General features: G+C 67.9%; 14 protein-coding genes. 4 read left to right on the top strand and 10 right to left on the bottom strand.

Translation table 11 applies throughout. The features are described from left to right. Window positions 1-63 precede the first annotated feature (63 nt). The gene (locus ACYVLV_RS12510) at window positions 64-1,035 is read right to left on the bottom strand and encodes an NAD(P)H-binding protein (protein WP_460810383.1); all 972 of its coding nucleotides are present in this window, start codon (window positions 1,033-1,035) and stop codon (window positions 64-66) included. Between the two features lie 250 nt (window positions 1,036-1,285). Here ACYVLV_RS12510 and ACYVLV_RS12505 point away from each other — a divergent pair, with 250 nt between their 5' ends. After that, entirely contained in the window at window positions 1,286-3,079 is a 1,794-nt protein-coding gene (locus ACYVLV_RS12505; RefSeq protein WP_460810382.1) for a sensor histidine kinase, read from the top strand. On the opposite strand, the gene ACYVLV_RS12500 is transcribed toward ACYVLV_RS12505, so the two are convergent. The 7 genes from ACYVLV_RS12500 to ACYVLV_RS12470 all read right to left on the bottom strand — a co-directional run bounded on the left by ACYVLV_RS12500 (window position 3,076) and on the right by ACYVLV_RS12470 (window position 10,068). Continuing rightward, entirely contained in the window at window positions 3,076-4,128 is a 1,053-nt protein-coding gene (locus ACYVLV_RS12500) for a D-alanine--D-alanine ligase family protein (protein ID WP_460810381.1), read from the bottom strand. The genes ACYVLV_RS12505 and ACYVLV_RS12500 overlap by 4 nt on opposite strands. A gap of 1 nt (window position 4,129) precedes the next feature. After that, a complete protein-coding gene (locus ACYVLV_RS12495) occupies window positions 4,130-5,461 on the bottom strand; it encodes an ATP-grasp domain-containing protein (RefSeq protein WP_460810379.1) in 1,332 nt (443 codons plus the stop codon). Then, window positions 5,458-6,270 carry an O-methyltransferase gene (locus ACYVLV_RS12490; protein ID WP_460810377.1) on the bottom strand — a complete coding sequence of 271 codons (813 nt, stop codon included), beginning with the start codon at window positions 6,268-6,270 and terminating at the stop codon, window positions 5,458-5,460. Before ACYVLV_RS12490 ends, ACYVLV_RS12495 begins: the two co-directional genes overlap by 4 nt. 34 nt (window positions 6,271-6,304) lie before the next feature. Beyond that, on the bottom strand, window positions 6,305-7,558 hold the full coding sequence (locus ACYVLV_RS12485) for a sedoheptulose 7-phosphate cyclase (protein WP_460810376.1): 1,254 nt from the start codon (window positions 7,556-7,558) through the stop codon (window positions 6,305-6,307). Window positions 7,559-7,612: 54 nt separating this feature from the next. Then, window positions 7,613-8,272 (bottom strand): HAD-IA family hydrolase, encoded by a 660-nt coding sequence (locus tag ACYVLV_RS12480; RefSeq protein ID WP_460810375.1) that lies wholly within the window; start codon window positions 8,270-8,272, stop codon window positions 7,613-7,615. A gap of 117 nt (window positions 8,273-8,389) precedes the next feature. Beyond that, window positions 8,390-9,115: a sulfite exporter TauE/SafE family protein gene (locus ACYVLV_RS12475; RefSeq protein ID WP_460810374.1), complete on the bottom strand. Its 726-nt coding sequence runs from the start codon at window positions 9,113-9,115 to the stop codon at window positions 8,390-8,392. Window positions 9,116-9,192: 77 nt separating this feature from the next. After that, on the bottom strand, window positions 9,193-10,068 hold the full coding sequence (locus ACYVLV_RS12470) for a PhzF family phenazine biosynthesis protein (RefSeq protein ID WP_460810373.1): 876 nt from the start codon (window positions 10,066-10,068) through the stop codon (window positions 9,193-9,195). A gap of 49 nt (window positions 10,069-10,117) precedes the next feature. Here ACYVLV_RS12470 and ACYVLV_RS12465 point away from each other — a divergent pair, with 49 nt between their 5' ends. Next, window positions 10,118-11,467, top strand: coding sequence for an MFS transporter (locus ACYVLV_RS12465; RefSeq protein ID WP_460810371.1), 1,350 nt, complete (start codon window positions 10,118-10,120; stop codon window positions 11,465-11,467). Continuing rightward, window positions 11,464-12,075 (top strand): hypothetical protein, encoded by a 612-nt coding sequence (locus ACYVLV_RS12460; protein WP_460810370.1) that lies wholly within the window; start codon window positions 11,464-11,466, stop codon window positions 12,073-12,075. The genes ACYVLV_RS12465 and ACYVLV_RS12460 overlap by 4 nt, the downstream gene beginning before the upstream one ends. Window positions 12,076-12,149: 74 nt before the next feature. Here ACYVLV_RS12460 and ACYVLV_RS12455 read toward each other — a convergent pair whose 3' ends face one another. Continuing rightward, entirely contained in the window at window positions 12,150-16,610 is a 4,461-nt protein-coding gene (locus tag ACYVLV_RS12455; RefSeq protein WP_460810369.1) for a hypothetical protein, read from the bottom strand. A 136-nt stretch (window positions 16,611-16,746) separates the two neighbouring features. On the opposite strand from ACYVLV_RS12455, the gene ACYVLV_RS12450 reads away from it, so the two are divergent. Next, window positions 16,747-18,549 (top strand): O-antigen ligase family protein, encoded by a 1,803-nt coding sequence (locus ACYVLV_RS12450; RefSeq protein WP_460810368.1) that lies wholly within the window; start codon window positions 16,747-16,749, stop codon window positions 18,547-18,549. Here ACYVLV_RS12450 and ACYVLV_RS12445 read toward each other — a convergent pair. Further along, on the bottom strand, window positions 18,539-19,891 hold the full coding sequence (locus ACYVLV_RS12445) for a hypothetical protein (RefSeq protein WP_460810367.1): 1,353 nt from the start codon (window positions 19,889-19,891) through the stop codon (window positions 18,539-18,541). The two genes, ACYVLV_RS12450 and ACYVLV_RS12445, sit on opposite strands and share 11 nt — an antisense overlap. Between the last annotated feature and the right edge of the window lie 137 nt (window positions 19,892-20,028).

Genomic DNA, 20,028 nt, shown 5'->3' with positions numbered 1-20,028 from the left:
GTCTCCACCCGCACGGGTGATATCCCCGATCCGACCTGGGTCGGGTCGCATCCGGAGTGTCCCTCAGGGGTCTGTGGGAGCACCCGTAAGAGCGTCGACATCGGCCGCTGTGCCCGGCCTGGTCTCAGGCTGGAGGGCTCGGGTCAGGGCCTCGGCCAGGGGGGTGAACCGGTAACCGGGCTCGAGCAGGTCGCGGCGTACCGCGTCCTCGCTACAGACCATGTCGTGCTCCAGGCTCTCGACCAGAGAGGCCACGGTGCTCACCGGCATCCCCGTGATCCGTGCGCAACCGCGGCCCACCACCGCGACGGACAGACCGCGGACCAGGATCTGTCGTCGTTGCAGACCTGCGGCCGTGGCGTAGGCCGCGAGGAGCTCCGGGTAGGTGACGATGTCGTCAGCCCCTACGTCGTAGTGCCGGTTGCGGTCCGGACCCTCGAGGGCGCGGCGCAGGAGGTGGACCACGTCGTCGACCGCCACCGGTTGGAGGCGCCGGTTCATCCAGCGCGGCACCGGGGTCACCCTGGGCACCCGATCGCTGATGCGACGCAGGAGTTCGAAGGACGTCGAGCCGGCGCCGATGATCATGGCTGCCCGCAGTACGACCGTCGGCACCTGGGAGTCGAGGAAGATCTGCTCGACCTCCAGGCGCGATTGCAGATGGTCGGACAACTCACCGTCCGGCACCAGGCCGGAGAGGTAGACGATCCGGCCGACCCCCGCCTGCTCACAGGCCGACGCCATCCGCTCAGCGGCGGCTCGATCCTTCTCGACGAAGTCCTCGGACTCCATGGAGTGCACCAGATACACGACCGCATCGCAGCCGGTGACCGCCTCTCGGATCAGGCTGTCGTCCTCGATGTCGAACTCGCGCGACTCCACCTCGCCGGCCCAGGGATAGTCCTCCAGGGTCTGGGGGTCCCGTGTCGCCGCCAGCACCGTGTGCCCGGCGGTGAGCAACTCCGGAACGAGTCTGGACCCCACGTAGCCGGTCGCCCCCGTCACCAACACTCGCAGAGTCGGCGTTGCCGTCATGGGGGATCTCCTGGGGGTGGGTGGGTGACCGTTTAGGTCCGACTTTTGATCATCTCGCACGTCAAGGGAGGTCACAGACTCGTTGGCCGCAGAACACCCTCAGGGGTGGCGGACATCTCACGGTGTCGATTCGGACGCATTCCGCCCCGAAGTGTCTCTGGACGTGTCACGCTGCTCACGGCGTACGCCGCGCCACGTGGGGGGTCACGGGCCATCTGGTCTTTGGTTCCGCACTGAAGAGAGCCTGACGTTGACGAGGTACGACCTACGCACGGCGCTCCGCGGTGGCCTCCGTCTCCGGCATGCCGTGTGGGGCATCGCCCTGATGACGCTGAGTTACATCGTTATTGCCTTCGGGTCACAGCTGTTGGCCACGACCGCCGGGGCCCACCTCACCGTGTACACCAACCTCATCGGCGCGAGCTGCTGTATGTACGTCGGGCTCCGTGGTCCCCGCGTCGCCCGAGTCTCCTGGGTTCTCTTCACTCTCGTGTTGTTGTTGTACGCCGGGGCCGACACGTTGTGGTTGGTCTACGGCGGAGCCGAAGGCATGCCGCCCATCCTGTCGGTGGCGGATGCGCTGTATCTGCTCGCGCTCGTCCCTGCCGTCATCGCCTTGGTGCTCTATCCGGCGGCGCGGGGCTGGAGGGGCACCCTGCGGCCTCTCGTCTTCGATGCCGCTGTCCTGGGAGCCGCCGCGCTCCTGATCAGCTACGTGCTCGTGTTCGACGAGGTCCTCCGTCTCAGTGAGAGCAGGAGCGACGTGTTTCTGCTCCTGGTCTACCCGGTCACCGATGTGGCGCTCGTGTGTCTGGTGCTGCTGGTTCTGATTCGCAGCGTCGGCCAGCCCCGTCCCGACCTGATCCTCATCGGCCTGTGCTTCGCGACCTACGCCGTAGCCGACAACGGCTACGCGTTGCTCACCGTGCGGGGTCAGGACTCCCTCGGCACCGTCGTGGACCTCGGATACATCCTCGCGCCGCTGCTTCTGGGGTGGGCCGCGGTCCGTGCCGGAACCCGACCTCGGGAAGCTCGGACCCTGCAACGCCACCTCACCGGGATCGTAGCCCCGCTGTTCCCGGACCTGAGCACCATCGCCGCCCTCGGATTCTTCGTCACGCTCGAGCACGACAACACCTCCGCCTCCTGGGTCCTGGCTGCGACGGCTCTCGCGCTGACCGGTGGCCGGCAACTGGCGTTGACGGTCGATCGTCAGCGGGTGCGCAACGATCTCGAGGAGCGCATCGCGGTGCGTACCGAGGAACTCCGGGAGCTCACCGAGGCTCAGGTCCGACTCGACGCGATGAAGTCCGAGTTCGTGTCCGGGGTCAGCCACGAGCTGCGTACACCGCTGACCGCGATCCACGCCGCCCTCGAGATGCTCGCCGACGGCGACGCCGGACCCCTTCCGGGTCCCGCGCAGGGCGTCGTGGAGGTGGCCCATCGCGGAACCCAGCGCCTGGCCCGCCTGGTCGACGACATCATCGATCTGGAGCGGCTGGACCACGGCACGTTCAGCTTCCATCCCCAACCCGAGCAGCTTGCCCCGCTGCTCGCCGATGCCGTCGGCCCACTTACCTCCATCGCCCAGAGCCGGGGGATCACGCTCGTCCTCGAACCGACCACTCAGTCGGCCCACTGCGATGCCGATCGCATCGTCCAGGCGCTGATGAATCTCGTCGGCAACGCCCTCAAATTCACGCCATCAGGTGGTCGGGTCACGGTCTACGCGACCGTTCCTGCTGGTCATACCGACGATCTGGTCACCATCGCCGTGACCGATGAAGGCCGCGGCATTCCGCCGAACGAGCTTCATGCCATCTTCGAACGCTTTCACCAGGTGCTCGACGACGACGACCGCACTCACTCCGGAGCGGGCCTGGGACTCACCATCACGAAACACATCGTCCGGGCCCATGGTGGGCGCATCTGGGCCGAGAACAACCCGGTGGTCGGTTCTACCTTCTCCTTCACCCTCCCTCGGGCTCAGGCCGACGAGCACCAGCCGATCACGCCCAGCGTCGTCGACGCCACCAGCGCCTAGACCGAACGGGGTAACGCCCGGGAGACCCCTGCTGCGAAGAGGTCGGGGAGCGTGATCCCGGCCGCCCTCGCCATCACCGCGATCACGCTCTGCTCGGCGTAGGAGCAGTAGGGACCGGCTTCGAGGAACCAGGCACGACCCGAGGGGTCGATGCGGAAGTCGAACAGTCCGTAGTCGCGGCACCCCATGGCCCGGTAGCACCGCCGAGCCGCTTCCCACACCGCCTCGGTGACGGGGTCGTCCTCGGGCACGATCCAGGCGTGCTCCACCGTCTTGGCCACCAGTCGCAAGGCGCCGGAGTCCCGTGACAGTTTGTCGTCCGCGGACCGGACCGGTTTGCTGACCGGATCGACGGCGTACTCCTCGAGGGGCAGGCAGATCAGTGCCCCGTTCAAGTCGACGATCCCGCAGCGGACTTCCCGGCCCAACTCGACGTAGCGCTCCTCCAACACGTCCGCGGCGTGGGCACGGGCCTGCTCGATCGCTGTCTCCCACTCGGAGGCCAGACGAACCAGGGTGATCCCGGCGGAGTTGTCGGCATCCACCGGCTTGACCACGACCGGGAGCGTGGTGGGCCCCGCGGGAAGCGGCCCGGGTCCGATCACGCGACCGTTCGGCACCCGCACTCCGGCCCCGGCGACCACCGCCTTGGCGCGGGCCTTGTGGGCCGAGAGCGCCATCACCTCCGGGGGGTTGCCGACGTAGGCGATGCCCAAGGCGTCGAAGAGGCTGCGATAGGTGGTCATCCCGGGCAGGCAGAACATCTGGGGGATCACCACGTCGATGGCGATCTCACTGATGAACGCAACGGCCTCCGGAAGCGACAACCGGACCGCCGCAGCCAGGTCATCGGGGGCCAGTGACGCCGGGAACGACCAGGTCCCGTCGGGCGAGACATGGGCGATGACCGAGTCATAGCGGTCCGGGTCGGCGGCCGAGCGCAGGCAGTCGGCGGCGTAGAGCCGGGACAGATCGGCGTAGAACTCGCTGACCGCCGATCCCACGAGATGCAACAGTCTTGGTTTGCCGTTGGCCGGGTGGGTGGGCATGTCAGTCCCCTCCTGCGGTGACGAGTTTGCCGATGTTGAAATCGATCCGCAGCCAGTCCTCGTCGTGTCGCAGACTGCGCAGGAGCAGGGCTGGGATCTGAAGGTGATGGACGAGCAGGAAGGGCAGGGGGTCGCCCGGGCTGAGGATCGCGTCGCGTCCGGCGTGCAGACCTCGCCTGATCTCCCAGATCCGTCGCGGGTCCGAAAGCATCCGCCAGACCTCGTGGTAGATCCAGTACGTCGCCCGGGTGCGAGGGGCGGGCCGATCGATCGATGCATCGCCCAGGTAGGCGTCGGCGAGGTCGGGGTGACCGTCGAGCAGGGTGATGGCGGAGTGCGTTCGGGGGTTGCACTCGATGGCCAGAACCGACCCGTCGGATCGTTCGATGAAGTCGAAGGAGAGTTGCCCGGTCAGCCCGTACGCCGCAACGTACCGCTGGACCCACTCGTGGATCTCTGGCTTGTCGACCATGTCGTAGTTGACCTGGAAGGCCGAGGAGTCACAGCACAGGTAGACCGATAGGCGCCCGTCACGCGCGGTGCCGTGGGTGCAGAACTCCCGACCCGTGACGTACTCCTGCAGGATCCAGGGGTTGTCGGCGCTGATCGGTTTCCCGCTCAGCCAGGCACCGAGGTCGTCCGGGTCGTCCATCGGTAGGCGAGTGAGATCGAGCCGATGCACCGGGTCGTAGGCGATGCTCTTCAGGACATAGGTGCGACCTCGTCGCTCGGGGGTGGTGAAGTCGAAGGCGTGAACCTGGCCGGGGTCGGTGATGAGATGTGTATCCGGCACCGACAACCCCACGGCCTCAGCGGAACGTGCGAAGGCGTACTTGTCGTCGACCCGCTCGACCTGGTCGGCGTCGGGGTGCAGCACCTGGCAGTACTGCTCGAGGGTCTTCTTGGCCCGTGCGTCCGGGACGCTGGAGGCCGGGCTGCAGACCGGTACGAAGACGTCGACGCCCTCGTCGATGACGATGCGGCGCAGGGCCTCCGTGTACTCCTCCTCGACGCCCATGCTGGCCTGGGGAATGGTGCGAAACACGTCGACCGCCCGCGAGAACCGGTGGCCGGTCAGTCGGTAGCGGTCGGACTCGACGAGAACCACGCGGTGACCGGCGGCATGGAACGCGCGACAGAGGATGAGGGCCTTGGTCATCTTGCCGCCGGTGACCAAGACCGTACGCCGCGGCCCGGGCAGCGGTTCGGTTCGGCGGCAGCGCAGGACCGCTCCGCGCACGGCGACCGCGCCGGTGACAGCTAGGTTCACCGGAAGAGCAGCGGCCAGCAGGCTCAGGGCACCCAGGGTCCGGCCCCGTCCGGCGAGGCTCACCGGTGGACCTGCCTGATGAGCGTCACTCCGTCACGCAGCGGCACGATCACCTGTTCCACGCGTGGGTCTCCGGCAACCACTTCGTTGAAGTGCGCGATCGCGGCCCCGTTCGCTGAGCGCTCGCCGGACAGGTAGGCCTCCCCCTGCATGAGGGTGTTGTCCACCGCGATCAGGGCGTTCGGGCTCAACAGCCCGCGGGCCAGTAGGACATGGAGGTAGTCGACGTAGCCGGCCTTGTCGGCGTCGATGAACACGAAGTCGAAGGTCCGCCCCTCGGCGGCCAGGGTGACCAGGGTGTCGATGGCTGGACCTACACGCACGTCGATGCGCCCTCCGACCGGGCTCGTGGCGAAGGATTCCTGAGCGTTCCGAGCGACCTCGGCGTCGATCTCACACGTGACCACCGTGCCGTCCCCGGGAAGGGCCTCGGCCATGGCCAGGGCGGCGTACCCGGTGAACATGCCGATCTCGAGAACCTGACTGGCCCTGGTGGCGTGGACGAGCATCTTGAGGAGTTGTCCCTCCACATGCCCCGAAAGCATCTCCGCCTCCAGACCCCCGCTCCCCCACGTCGCCTCTGCGGTACGCCGAGCTAGTGCCTCCAACTCGGCGGACTCCGCAGTGGTGCTGCGGGCGACGTACGGATCGAGGCCCTGGGCCAGTGCGAGCGCTTCGTCGAGTTCGACGAGCACCTCCGCATCCACCCGCTCGAAGTGAAGGCGTGAGCGCAGACGCTCCAATTGCTGAGTCAGGATCCCCAGGGGCGTGACCGGTCGCAGAGCCACCCCCGCGCTCATCTCCTCTGTCATCCAGCCCCCCTCATCCAGCCCCTCATCCAGCCCCTCATCCAGCTTGGGCCAGCGACATGCTCGGCGTGAACATGTCGACGCCGTCACCGCCGCGGGGATAGGCCCGGACGAGCTCCCGGTGTGTGACCAGGAGTTCATCGAGTTCGTCGGCTGACAGGTCGCTGACGAAAACGCAGGTGCCGATCGGGCTCGGCAGTGCCGCGCGGAGCAGCCCGTCGCGGGTCTGCTTGATCGACTCGGTCGCGCTGCGGACCAGTTCGGGGGTGAGGAAGGGGCTGTCCAGAGTCAGACCGATGCTGCTCATCAGGCCGAGGATCCGGTCGCGCTCAACCGCCGTGATCAGGCCGCGCCGTTCGGCGACGGTCGCGGAGAACGCCATGTCCACGTTGATGGCGTGCCCGTGGAAGTAGGGGACGTCCGGAGCCAGCTCCAGGGTGGGGCTCCAGGTGTGGCCGTAAGCGATGACCCGATCGAGGTCGAGCTCGTGGAGGTTGGGCACCTCGAGGGTGAGCATGGTCTTGATCGCGTTGTAGGTGATCCGATCGGCGACCTCGACCAACTGGTCGTCGGCGCCGCCTGAGCCGTCTTCGTCACCGTCGGACCGGTGACCGAAGCGGGTGCGCAACAGTTCTTCACCGTACTTCTCGAGGTCGTTGAAGATGTCGTCGTTCGCGACGACGGCGATCTTGATGAGCTCGGCCATCCCGTTGCGCACCTGGTCGATGGGCAGCGTCGCGAGCAGGGAGAAGTCGAGGAACACCTTCGTGGAGGCGTGGTAGGCGCCGAGACGGTTCTTGTAGCGGCCGTGGTTGACCCCGACCTTGATCGAGACGCTGGCGTCGATGAGGCCGATCAGGGTCGTGGGGATGCGGTAGTAGGGCGTGCTGCGGCGGTAGGACGCGCAGGCGAACCCGGCGACGTCGGTGGTGAGTCCACCACCCACGACGAGCACCGGCTCCTTGCGCAGGAGGCCGAAGTCCGCGAACGCGTCCACGATGCTCTCGACGCTGGTCAGGGTCTTGGCCTTCTCCCCGATGCGGACGCGGTGCACGGTCAGGTCCAGGTCGTGGTGGGTGAAGTAGGCCTCGATCTGCTGGCCGTAGAGGTCGTGGACCATCTCGTCGACCACCATCAGACACCGGCCGTAGGGGCGGTAGGCGTCAGCGAGTTGGGGGTTCTCCGTTCCGAAGATGCCTTGGGCGTAGACCAGTTCGAAGTCGATCTTCTCGTGGCCCTCGACGCGAAATGCTGCGTCGGTGGCGGTCAGTTGGGCACTCACGCTGGACATGCTCGGATTCCTCACTCGGGATTGCGTCTGGGGATGGTGATGGGGATGTTGGGGTCAGGCGAGAACGGCGCGAAGCACGTCCAGGTCCAGCGATTCCATCTGGGCAGCGGCGCCTTCGAAGATGTGGTCGGCGGTGTTGGAGTTCGGGAAGGACACGCAGCGGATCCCCGCCGCGATGGCCGCACGGAGCCCGTCCACGTTGTCCTCGATGGCCACGCAGTCGGAGGCTTCGAGTCCGAGTTCGGCCAGCGCCTTCTCGTACGACGTGGGGTCCGGCTTGGGCTGGTCGACCTGACCGGAGTCCAGGACGACATCGAAGGCAGGCAGGTCGTGCCCGGCGCGCAGGGCCGAGAGGAGCGCCTCCACGTTGTCGGTCGACGTCGTGGTGACGAAGCCGATCTGGAGTCCGGCGGCCTTTGCGGCGTTCAGTGTGTCGATGACACCGGGGCGGGGGTCGACGCCCTCGGCGAGCAGGGTCTGAAAGCGCTGCGACTTGGTGGTGTGGATGGCCTCGACGTCGACGTCCTCGCCGCGGGACTTCGCGTACTCCGCCAGGCGGTTCTTGCCACCGGAGGTCTCCAGCAGGGCGGCGTACTCCTCGCGATCCCAATGCCAGTCCAGGCCGTGCTCGGCGAACGCCTCGTTGAAGGCGGTGCGCTGCACCTCGGAGGTGTCGGCGAGGGTGCTGATGGATCCGAACAGGACAGCGGTCATGGTGGGGCCTTTCGTACGGTCAAACTAAACAGAGTGTTTAAGTTTCGTACGAACAATCTCTACCATCAACGAACTAGGCGCCACGCCCCCAGGGGTGAGGTCTGGCTCTCTCCGGGATCACCCCGTCGCAGCTCGTAGGAGAACGACCCCGGTGATCACGGACAACCCGAGGAGAAGGACCTGGCGAAACGTGTCCGCGTTCAGCCGATGAAAGATGAGATCCCCGATCCGCCAGCCCGCCACGGACCCCAGGACGCCGCTCGCGGCAACGGTGAGAGCCACCGTCGTGACCTGCCCCAACGCGACGAACGCGAGGGAACCGACAACGGCCTGGAAGAAGAAGGCGGCCTGCAGCGTGCCGCGAAACTCCCTCGGCGTCAGCCGAAGCGCCTGGAGACCCACCACGAGCGCAGGACCGTTGATGCCGGTCGAGGAAAGGCAGACGCCGCTGACGAAGCCAGCGGCTCGGCTGCTCGATCTGCCCTCGGGCAGGGACACCCGCGCCCCGATCAGGATCAGGGCCGCAGCCAGGACGGCAGCCAGCACGAGGCTCAACCCTCGGTCGGACAGGCCCACCAGCGCGACGAGGCCGAGAGGAAGTCCGAGCATCGCGGAGACCGTCATGGTGCGGACCGCATCTCGGCGTACGAACTCCCGCTCACGCAGTGCCGCCCAACCCGTCAGCCCGATCGCGACCAACCCGGCCGATACGACTGCCGAAGCCGGATCCAGCGTCAGGGCCAGGAGGGGCACCGCCACCATGGCCGACCCGAAGCCAACCACGGCTTGGGCGGCACCCGCCAGTACGAAGACGGCGAGGCCCAGCAACAACGCCTCAAGCACGAGATGGTTTCACTTCGGACTCGGTCACGAAGGTCGCCTGCGCTCGAGGAGCGACACGTTGGTCGGCGCTGGCTTGCTCACCCGATCTCGCTCGCCGCGCCGCTGACCCTCACCCGGTCATCATCGCCGGTCAGGTCGACGACCAACCGACTGGGGCTCCCCATGTCCTGCCCCTGCAGGATCGTGATCCGGGCGGGTAGATCCACGAGTTGTAGCGCTCGGAGGTAGCCACCCAAAGCGGCGGCCGCGGCACCCGTCGCGGGGTCCTCGACGACCCCGCCGGGCGGAAACGGGTTGCGCGAGGAGAAGGACAGAGGCGTCTCGGCGTGGACCAGTTGCAGCGTCGTCCACCCGCGCTCGGCCATCAGGGCGGCCAGTTGGTCGTAGTCGTAGTCCAGTCGCGACAACCGTGAGCGGGACCGCACCGCGAGGATGAGGTGCTCGTTGCCGGCGTAGGCCACATGCGGCGGGTAGCGAGGATCGAGGTCCTCCGGCACCCATCCCAAGGCGGCGAGCGTGGCGGCGAGTTCGTCGGGCGAGGCCGCCCTGGTGCTGGTCGGCACACTGGTCAACGTGGCGGCGTACCCACCGTCCTCGGAGCGGGTCTCGACCTCGATCTGCCCCGAGCGCGTGTCGAAGGACAACCGTCCGGGACCGCGCCGTTCGGCCAACGCGACCGAGGTCGCCACCGTGGCGTGGCCGCAGAAGGACACCTCGCCAAGCGGGCTGAAGAAGCGCAACCGGAAGTGCCCCTCGGGGCCTTCCTCGTCCACGAACGACGTCTCTGAGTAGCCCACCCCCGCCGCGATCGCGAGGCGCTGGGCGTCGTCGAGTCCGGTGGCGTCGAGCACGACCCCCGCCGGATTCCCGCCGCCGTGGTCGGTGAACGCGGCGTACCGCAGCACCTCGACCTCGTTGTGGGCCTTGCCGTGCTGTGAGTCGTCGTCGGGCATGGGGACAGTCTGGCGCGTACGCCGTGCATCCTGCTGTGAGAATGAACGGGTGCGTCGTCTCGTGGCCCCCCTACTCGCTGTGACGGTGGCGCTGGTCCTGGCCGATTCGGCGGTGGTGACGCTCGCGTTGCCCGACATCCTGGTCGAGCTCGACGCCTCCGTCGCTCAGGTCGCGTGGGTGCTCATCTCCTACAACCTCGTGCTGGGGGTCGTCGTCGTACCCGCAGCCATCGGGCTCGCTCGGGTTCAGCCACGGGTCGTGAGCGCGATCGGAATCGCTGTGTTCGCCGCAGCCTCCGCATGGTGTGCCGTGGCCGGATCGATCGACGTGCTGATCGCGGCCCGGTGCATCCAGGCCCTCGGGGGCGCCCTGGCTCTGGTCGGTTCGTTGGAGCTGATGGTCGATCAGTGGGGCGAGCGCCGCGGTGTCGGGGCCTGGGTCGCCGCTGGGGTGGTCGGTACGGCGGTCGGCCCGGTCGCCGGAGGCCTGCTCACCCAAGCAATCTCGTGGCAGGCCATCTTCGTGGTGCAGGTGCCGTTCGCCGCGCTGGCGGTGCCGGCGGCGCTGACCCTGGGCGCCGTGCACGCGACCGGCCTCGCGCGTGATCGTCATCGCCCGGCGTTCCGGGCCAACCTGACCCTCGCCCTGCTGTCGGCTGCGCTGACCGCAGCCCTGTTCTTGCTGGTCCTCCTGTTGGTCCAGGGCTGGAGCCGGTCGCCCGCAGCCGCCGCCGTGACGGTGTCCGTCGTACCGCTCGCGGCGCTCGCCTCCCGCCCGCTGGCCCGCCTCCTGCGGGCCCCGGCCGACCTCGAGGTCGCGGTGGGCTGCTTCCTGATCGCTGGCGGGCTGGTCGGTCTGGCGATCCTCCCGTCCGCTCACCTCGCCTGGACCATCGGCCCGCAGGCGCTGGTGGGGTTCGGCCTGGGCCTCACGGTCGACCGGCTCGCGTCGCAGGCCATGCGGATGCGCCTACCCCGATCCGAGCACGCGGCGTGGACCATCAGCGCCCGTCACGTGGGCGTCGTGGTGGGCCTGGCCCTCCTGACTCCCGTGTTCACCGCCGACCTGCAGGACGCCCAGCGGCCCGCCGAGGAGGCGATCACCGCTTTGGTCCTCGACGCACCCCTGGAGGCCCAGGACAAGATCGCCGTTGCCGAGGCGCTCGGCCGGGAACTGTCAGCCCAGCAGGGTCAGATCCCGGATCTGTCCCGGGCGTTCGCTACGTTGGACCTCGCCCCGAACGAGCGTTCCGTAGCGGCCGAACTCGAGCGCGACCTCGACGAGCAGTTCGAGCGAGCAGCCACCTTCGCTTTCCGCGACTCCTTCCTCATCGGTGCTGGGCTGGCACTGCTCGCCCTGATGACTGTCATCCCACGCCGCCGCAGGGAGACGTCGTGAGCAGCCGCTCTCGTGCCGCGGGTTTGCCCGCGCTCGCGCTGGTCCTGGTCGGCGGAGTCCTGACGCTGCAGCTCGCCAACGGTGGCGGGACCTTCGAGCCACTCCGCCCGGCAGACCCCTGCGCGGAGCGTGTCGTGGTCTCGCGCTCCCAGGGCATTGATGGGCTCACCGAGCGACTCGTGCTCCTGGGCATCGACAACGCTGCCTGCCTGCTGGGGGTCAACCGCGAAGCACTCACCCTGGACCTCGCCCGATCCACCGATCGAACCGACGATGAGATCGACGCGCTACGTCAGGGGTTGGCCGACGCCGTGCGGGAGATGGAGGCCGACGGCTCACTGCCTCCGGCCTCGGAACTGGTGGAGGAGTCGCTCGACAACGCCGATCTCAACCGGTTCCTCGAGGCCGCGATCCGTGCGCTGCCGGACTCGTTCATCGACGCGGCTTTGAAGACCGACGACGTCCTGATCCGCGCCATCGACGATCTGGATCTGCGGAGCGTGTTGGCCAACCTCGATGATCAGGGCGACCTCAACCGACAGATCGAGGCCGCCATCACTCAGGCGGTCAAAGACTCGCTCGCCGACCGGCTTCGTGACCTGCTGTAGGGATCGGGCCCGACCACGGAAGCCGAGCGCCGACGCTAGTTGCTCGTCGACGCTCGACTCAGAGGACTAACGGGTCAGCAGTTCTGGTCGACCCGGTTCTGCGCGTCCTTGAAGGAGGCGACGGCAGACTTCAGCGACTTGATCACCTTCTTGACCTTGGCCTTCGCCTTCTTGACCTTCGCCTTGGCCTTCTTGACCTGTTTGGCCTTCTTCGCCGAGCTGGCTTCGGACTTCTTGGCCTTCTTCACCGCCTTCTTTGCCTTCGACTGCTGCTTCTTCGCAGCCTTCAGCTTCTTCGAGACCGACGACACCTGACCCAGGGCGGCAGCCGAATCGGCCTCGGCTTGGGTGCATGCGGCTGACGGCGGCTGGACGACGGGCCGAGTGTCCACCGTGAACGACCGGGCTGCCGGCGTGGTGTCGGCGTTGCCCACCGCGTCGACTGCGCGGACCTCGAAGGCATGCAGACCGTCGCTCAATCCGGTCAACCTCGTCGGACTGGTGCACGCACTGAACGCCGCGGCATCGACCCGACACTCGAATCGATCGCTGTCTCCGCTCGGTGAACCGGTGAACGCGAAGACCACCGAACTCTCCCGGACAACAGAACCCTGGTCCGGACCGGACGTGATCGCCGTATCTGGTGCGGTGGTGTCCGCGACGGCTTCCGTCTCCGCAGAGGTCTTCGCAGCCGGGTCGAAGCCATCCTTCGCAGCGGTGACTCGCACCGACATCCGCTTACCCAGATCGGAGCGCACCAGCGTGTACGTCGCCGAGGTGGCCTCAACCACTGGCGCTCCACCCGCAAGCCATTGGAACGTCAACGTCACGTCGGCCGGGTCCCAGGTGCCATTGGTTGCGGTGAGCACCTGGCCCACCTCCGGGGCGCCCGACACCGTCGGGGCAACCACGTTGGCGATCGCGGGACTGCCGATCACGGCAGATTCCGCCGAGGTCTCGGCCCCGTCCCGGAAACCCGGGGCCGATGCGACGACCCTCACGGACAGCTTCGTTCCGCGGTCGGCGGCCAGGACGTCGTACGACGCGTTGGTCGCCCCGGCGATAGGGCTGCCGTCGCGACGCCATTGGAAGGCGAGATCCACGTCCTGGGGGTTCCAGCCACCACCGTCGGTGGTCATGGTCGACCCGACCTGTGCGCGCCCGGTGATCGATGGGCGGGTGACGTTGGAGATCGAGTCGATGCCCACTTCGTCGTAGGTCAGGGTCTCCACACTGGTCGGTTGACCGACCACGACCGGGATGAGGGCCTGATCAGAGGGCACCTTCGAGAGGCTGCCGTCCTCTTCACCGGTGTAGAACTGGGCTCCGGCCGCGCAGTCGATGACGCGCAGACGGTAGTTGCCGGTGGAGAGGCCCCGGATGAAGAAACGACCCGTCTGGTTGACCCGATCGGTTCGGGTGACCAGTCGGTCGCTGCGGGTGAACGCCTGCACCTCGCATCGCTTGGCCAACCGACCGCTCTGATAGACGAGCTTCCCGGTGATCCGGCCACCTTCGACGAGCGTGGCGTCAATGTCGCGCACGAGGTCTCCGTCGGCGTCGATGACGACTCGGGTCGCGCCGTCGGCGCCGGCACCCTCACCGGTTCCGTCGTAGATCTGAGGAGCCGAGTACGCCACACCGCTGACGCGGTTGAAGGTCACCCGATAAGAGCCAGCACCCAGTCCGCGAACGGAGTAGCTTCCGTCGTTGGCCGCCTGTTCGGCGCCGACGAAGCGGCCCTCGGCATCGCGAACGATGACCCGCAGGTCACTGCCGATCCCGCCAGCGGGCAGGTCGATCTGGCCGGCGATGCCGCCACCACGTGGATAAACCAGCGTGCCGACCTTCACCGTGGAGCCGAGCACCGCCTGAGAGGGAACGGCCTGCGCGGGGTCCTTGTCGGTGGATTGTCCGTCGCCGGTCGCGTACCCGATGCCGTTGCGGCACTGGCGACTCGGCACGACGCGGACCGCGTAGGTCCCCTCGCTGAGTCCCCTGATCGTGAAGCCACCATGCGCCCGGCTCGTCCCGGTGCGGGTCACGAGGTGCTGCCGCCCGGTGTTGCCGGGGTGAGCGGCGGCCGCGGTCCGAGGATCGACCGCCTGCACCGTGCATCGAATTCCCTCACCGGACTCATCGACCAATCGCCCGCGGAGCACTCCACCGGTGACCAGGAAGGCGTCGATGCCCACCGTGGGCTCATCCTCTCCGATCGTCACCAGGTCCGCGGCGCCACGACCGTCCTGCTCGGCGACCCGGTCGTAGAACTGGGCTGCGCTGCGGGACTGCCCGCTGACCCGGTTGAACGTCACCCGGTAGGACCCGGGAAGCAGAGCACCGAACGAGTAGCTGGCGACCCGGCGTGGACGCACCGCCTTGGACCGGACGACCTGACCGGTCGCGGCATCGCGCACCACCACTCGCGTGCTCGACCGTGAGTTGTGGATCCGCCCGGCCAGCGTCGAGCCGGCCTTGGCCAACATGTCACCGATGGCTGTCTCCTCACCCAGTCGCACCGCCACCGGGCTTGCTCCCGCCGCCCCAGGGGCGACCGCAACCTGGTCGCTTCCCGCGAAGTACTGAATGCCGTTGCGACAGCCCCCTCCGGGGGTGAGTCGCACCAAGTAGTTGCCAGTCGAGAGTCCGTCGATGCTGAACTCGCCTCGAGAGTTGGTTCGCCCCATCCTCGTGACGAGATGCTGTGTGCCCGAGTGTCCTGGGTTGCGGATGCCGACGGTGCGGGGGTCGACGGCTTGGACGAAGCAGCGACTCAACGGGCTTCCGCCCGGGCTCACGAGCCGCCCGGAGACAGAACCACCCGGGGCCAGCGTGGCGTCGACGCCGCTGCGCACCTCCAGCTCACCGAGTTCGATCAGATTCGCCTCGCCCCGGCCACCGGACTCGGGTACGCCATCGAAGAACTCGGCTGCGTAGCGGGAGTACCCGCTGAGTCGGTTGAACGTGACCCGGTAGGTACCGGCCGCCAGACCACGGGCCGAGTAGTAACCGCTGCGATAGTTGGCGCGAGCGGTGCGAACGCGCGCCCCCGTGGCCGCGTCGCGGATGACCACCACACGTTCGTCGTAGGACAGCCGAGTGGGGAGCGTTCCGGTGATCCCGGAGGACTGGACGGGCGACTCCACGTCGCCGACCTCGGTGTCCTCACCCAGCACGACGTCGATGTGACTAGCGCTGACGGGCCCGGTCTTGAGGGTGCCGTCGTCGGCGAGGAACCGAGCTTCACGGCAGGCGCCGCGCCGGCCGGAGACCTTGAGCACGTATGCACCGGTCGACAGACCGCCGACGGTGAAGGTGCCGTCGCGCTGAACGTATTCGCTACGCGTGACGAGGTGCTGCCGCCCGCTGGCGCCGGGACGAGTACGACGCACCGTCCGCGGGTCCAGCGCCTGGACCTGGCAGTAACGGACTTTGCCGCCCTGCGCGTCGACGAGCCGTCCCGAGATCGATCCACCCGTAGCAAGGCTGGCGTCGATGCCGGTGACACTGCGGTCCCCGACCGTCACCGGGGTAGCCCCGCCGCGACCGTTGCTCTCGACGGAGTCCCGGTAGAACTGAGCAGCCAGCGAGGAGAACCCGCTGATCCGGTTGAACGTCACCCGGTAGCTGCCCTCAGTGAGTCCGCGCACGGCGTACTCACCTGAACGCTTGACCCGGACGCGCCTGGCCAACTCACCAGTCTCGAAGTCACGCACCACCACGGCGCCGGCGCGCGAGTCGCCGTGCCCCTCGGGGACCGACACCATGCCGCGGATGGCCGAACCTGTGGCGTAGACGACGTCGGAGGTCAAGGTGGTCGCCTCCCCGATGGTGACGTCGACCGGCACCGCGTCGTCGCGCTCGAGGGACAGGGGCGTTCCGTCTGCGACGAGGTGCTGGGTGCCGAACCGGCAGCCGCCGGTCCCTCCTGCGATGCGCACGGTGTAGGCGCCGGTGGAAAGACCCCCGATCGAGAAGTAGCCCTCCTTGTTCGTGCGGTCTGAACGGGTGATGAGCGTCCGGTCCGGGCTCAGGGCCTGAGCCAGACATCCGGCCATCGGCAGGCCGTCGGAGTCCACGAGACGGCCGACCACTGAGCCCCCGACCACCAATGCAGCGTTGACGTCGAGGCGATCCTCACCCGGGCGAACCACCACAGGGGTCGCTGCATCGCTGCCTTCGTGCTCCGCTACTCCGTCGAAGTACTGAGCCGCCGCGTAGGCCTGCCCGCTGATCCGGTTGAACGTCACCCGGTAGCTGCCAGCCTGCACACCACGGAAGGTGTAGTTCGAGCCCCTGCGCAACGAGGCCTTCGCCACCACCTCCCCGGTCTGGGTGTCCCGCAGCCGGATCTGCCCGTCCTGGTACCTCGAGGCACCCTCGGGAAGCGTGACCTCTCCAGAAATCGTCGCCAGCCCTCGAGCGGCTGAGGCCGGATTGGCAGCGAGGAGGCCGAGGACGAGCGCGGCGACGGCGACAAGTGCTGCACGCACCGCAAAGCGGCGGGCACCCAGGAAGTAGTACTGATCGGACATGGGGGTGGTCCTTCGGAAATGAGAGCACGGGACAGCACAGAGTGAGGTCAATCTGGCACCCCCCTAGTTCCGGACGGAACTGTTTTCAAAAACTTCTGGTTCCGGAATGCAGGGACGGGCGTGCCATCATCACGGCGTGCCCGTCACCGCCAAGGCCCGGATCGAGTCGGTCGTCGATCCTGATCGGGTCCGACGTTCGGTCGTGCTCGCCCTCCTCATGCTGGCGCCCCTGGCCTGGATTCCTGGCGGCTTCACCCGATTCACCTTCCCGAAATTGCTGTGCGTCGCTCTCGCTGGTCTCATCGCAGCGCGGCTGAGCCGGGGCGGCCGACTCCCTCCCGCCCTGATCGCGCTGACCGGGGCCGGGTTCGTGGTCCTGGCGCTGGCCGCAGTCTTCGGACCGACGCCCATGGCATCGTTGGTCGGGAGGTGGCCCCGCTACGAGGGGCTCCCGGTGCTGGCGATCTACGTGGGTGCCGCCTGGCTCGGCGCTCGCAGCGTCGGTGCGGCTGGTCGACACCTCGGCGTACTCAACCTCTGGGCGGCCATCGCGAGCGTAGCCCTGGCCGCTGGATCAGCACTGGAACAACTGGGCGTCTCACCACTGGGTGAGTCGAGCATCGACCGCCCCGGTTCGTTCTTGGGCAACGCCACCGATCAGGGTGCGGTCGGCCTGATGCTGGCTGCGGTGCTGTTGAGCGCGTTGCTACGCCCGTCGGTGGGAGAGGCCGACCGCCGATGGCTCCTCGCGGGTGTGGTCGGAGGCTTGGCGACCGTCGCGATGTCGGGGAGCCGGACCGGGATCGCCCTGAGCCTGATCGTGGTCATCGTGATTCCGTTGCTCACTTCGGCTCGGCGCCGTGCGGCCCAGATCATCGCTGTCGCCGCGGCTGCGCTGATCCTCTTGGCGGTTGCGTTGCCGGGCACCCGGGAACGGGTGCTGGGCACACGCACCCTGGAGGGGCGGCTGATCCAATGGAAGTTGACCGGCCAGTTGGTCCGGGACCATCTCGTATCGGGGGTGGGGCCCAGCGGCTACGAGGACGCCTTCGGCCGCTACGAGAGCGCGCAGTGGTTAGCGTGGGCTGGCGCCGGTCAGGTACCCGACTCACCCCACAGTTGGCTGCTGCAGGCGGCCGTGGCTGGTGGGCTGCCCCTCCTGCTGTTGGCCGTGGCGATGGCGGCGTACGTCGTCGTGGTCGGCTTCCAGCGCCTCCGCGCCGCCCCATCGCTTCTGGGGGTGTACGTCGCAGTCCTCGCCTACGGGGTGTCGCTCCTGATCAACTTCACCGCCGCAGGACCGGCCTGTCTGGCGGCGGTCCTGGCGGGTGCCCTGCTGGCGGCGCCCGAGACATCCTCCGAGGCGAGGTCCGGCTCCGACCGCGTGGCCTATCGACCATTGGTGAGTGGGGTCAGCATCCTGGCTCTCCTGTTCACCGGGACCGCCAGCGTCGCTGAACTCGAACTGCAACGCGGTGTCGAGGCCGCCAGGCAGGGCGACACCGCGGAGGCGACTTCCGCGATCGCATCCGCAGGCAAATGGCGCCCCTACGACTCGGACATCGAAATGATCGGCGCCCAGGCCATCGCTATCGCCGCGAGCAACGGTGACCAGGACGCCGCCGAGGAGGCGTTACGCCTCGCCGAGTCGAGCCTGTCCCGCACTCCCGACAGTTGTTCAGCGCTGGTGGCGGCCGGGGTCAGTTCCCTGTCGTTGGATCGGGTGGAGGACGCTCGGCGTCACCTTGACGATGCGGTGACCAACTGCCCGATGCGGCCAGGCGCCTACATCCAGCGGGCGATCGCTCGTTTCGGGATGCGCGACGTGACGGGAGCCCGGGCCGACCTGGATCGTGCCCTCGAGTTGAATCCGCGCAGCCGGGTGGCCCGTCGCGTGGCTGCTGAGATCGACCGCAGGGCCAGCCGACCTACTGAGTGATGCGACCGCAGTGTTGCTGCCACCACCGGGCCGCGCACTGGACCTCCAGGGCCGTCCCGGGGACGGCGGCCACGGACAGCGCGTCAGGGTTCGACATGGCGGCGGCGTACAACGCTCGGTGGGCCACCGCACCGCCTTGTTTCAGGTAGCCCGCGAGGTCGTCCCGGGACATGGCTCGTCCTGAGGCGCCGGCCAACATGAGCGCGACCTCGAACCGAGGTTGGTCCGTCTCGTGCAACCAGTGTTCTGCGGCCGCCGGGAAATGGCCGTGTGCCATGCCGGGGAGCCGCCGCAGAATCCTCGATCGCACCACCGGGTCGAGGTGAGCGTCGGTCAGTGACACCAGACATTCAGTGACGGCCGGCGCTAGGGCGGGGATGCCCCCGAGCAGCATGTAGGACGTGACGGCGCGGCACTCGTAGGGGCTGATGGCGATGTCGAACATCAAACGGGCCAGAATCGGCTGTCTCCCCATCCCGAGGGCGTTGGCGATCCTCGAGGCCGCCTCGCGGCACATGAGCCAGTTCGCGTTCGAGGCCTCCCTCGACCAGTCATCGATCACGGCGGCTGGCGCCAGCGGTCTGGTCACCGTGCGATGGCGGGTTCGGATCACCTCGTCGGGCACGAGCCTAAGCAGATGACTGCGCCACTCCCAACCCGGGGAGTCGCTGCCACAGGCGTTGTGCGCCTCGATCAGCCGGTCGACGATTCCCTCCCAGAAATGGGTTCCCGAACTGATCTGGCCGAGATTCTCTATCGCTATCGCCGCCCCGCCCACCACTTGCTCGCGGCGATCGACGAGCAGCTCGAGGCACCAATCAACGGCGCCGGGACTGTGAAACTCGCCGACCGCGCTCATCAAGTCGTTCAGCACCTGGATGTGGGGGTCGGCGACCATATGCTGCGCAGCCTCCAGCACGAGATGGCCATAGCTACTGCACCGCAGGAGGGCGAGTGCCTCGTATCGCGCTGGATAGGCCTGGCCCACCGATCGACCGAGTTCATCGATCAGTCGAAGTATCAGGCCCAGGGCGACGGATTCCTGCAGGCCGATCGCACCTGGTTGAGCAAGGGCTCGCGCCCAGGTGAGCCACACGTCCGCGGCGACGGGTTCTGCGGAGGCAAGCCGATCGGTGAGGTCCGAGAGGCCACGCACCGTGCGGATGCACGAAGCCCCCGCCCTGTCGACGGGGGCCTCCGGGAAGGTGCGACAGGTGGCATCGATCGGCCCACGGAGGGAACCGCCAGCCAGTCCGAGGGCCACCTCGTAGGCATCGACGAGGTCGCCGGCGCGAACCACCCCGGTCTCGAGGCGATGCAGGCGAGTGGTGTTAGACGTCACCAGTCGCGCCATCTCTTCCAGGCCTGGGGCCGACTCCGACGTCATTCTCGCGGCGCGCAGCACCCATCCGATCCGAACGCTTACGTCGATCCGAGGTCCATTGAGAGGCGTCAGATCATCGACAACGTTCACGAATT

This window comes from Nocardioides salsibiostraticola (assembly GCF_054783655.1).
Note: the sequence above shows the minus strand (reverse complement) of the source record. Positions and strands in the feature narration are given on the sequence as shown.

Excerpts from the sequence above, each read along its gene's own strand:
- ACYVLV_RS12455 (WP_460810369.1), bottom strand. The coding sequence starts at position 16,610 with ATGTCCGATCAGTACTACTTCCTGGGTGCCCGCCGCTTTGCGGTGCGT.
- ACYVLV_RS12500 (WP_460810381.1), bottom strand. The coding sequence starts at position 4,128 with ATGCCCACCCACCCGGCCAACGGCAAACCAAGACTGTTGCATCTCGTG.
- ACYVLV_RS12490 (WP_460810377.1), bottom strand. The coding sequence starts at position 6,270 with ATGACAGAGGAGATGAGCGCGGGGGTGGCTCTGCGACCGGTCACGCCC.
- ACYVLV_RS12470 (WP_460810373.1), bottom strand. The coding sequence starts at position 10,068 with ATGCCCGACGACGACTCACAGCACGGCAAGGCCCACAACGAGGTCGAG.
- ACYVLV_RS12485 (WP_460810376.1), bottom strand. The coding sequence starts at position 7,558 with ATGTCCAGCGTGAGTGCCCAACTGACCGCCACCGACGCAGCATTTCGC.
- ACYVLV_RS12510 (WP_460810383.1), bottom strand. The coding sequence starts at position 1,035 with ATGACGGCAACGCCGACTCTGCGAGTGTTGGTGACGGGGGCGACCGGC.
- ACYVLV_RS12480 (WP_460810375.1), bottom strand. The coding sequence starts at position 8,272 with ATGACCGCTGTCCTGTTCGGATCCATCAGCACCCTCGCCGACACCTCC.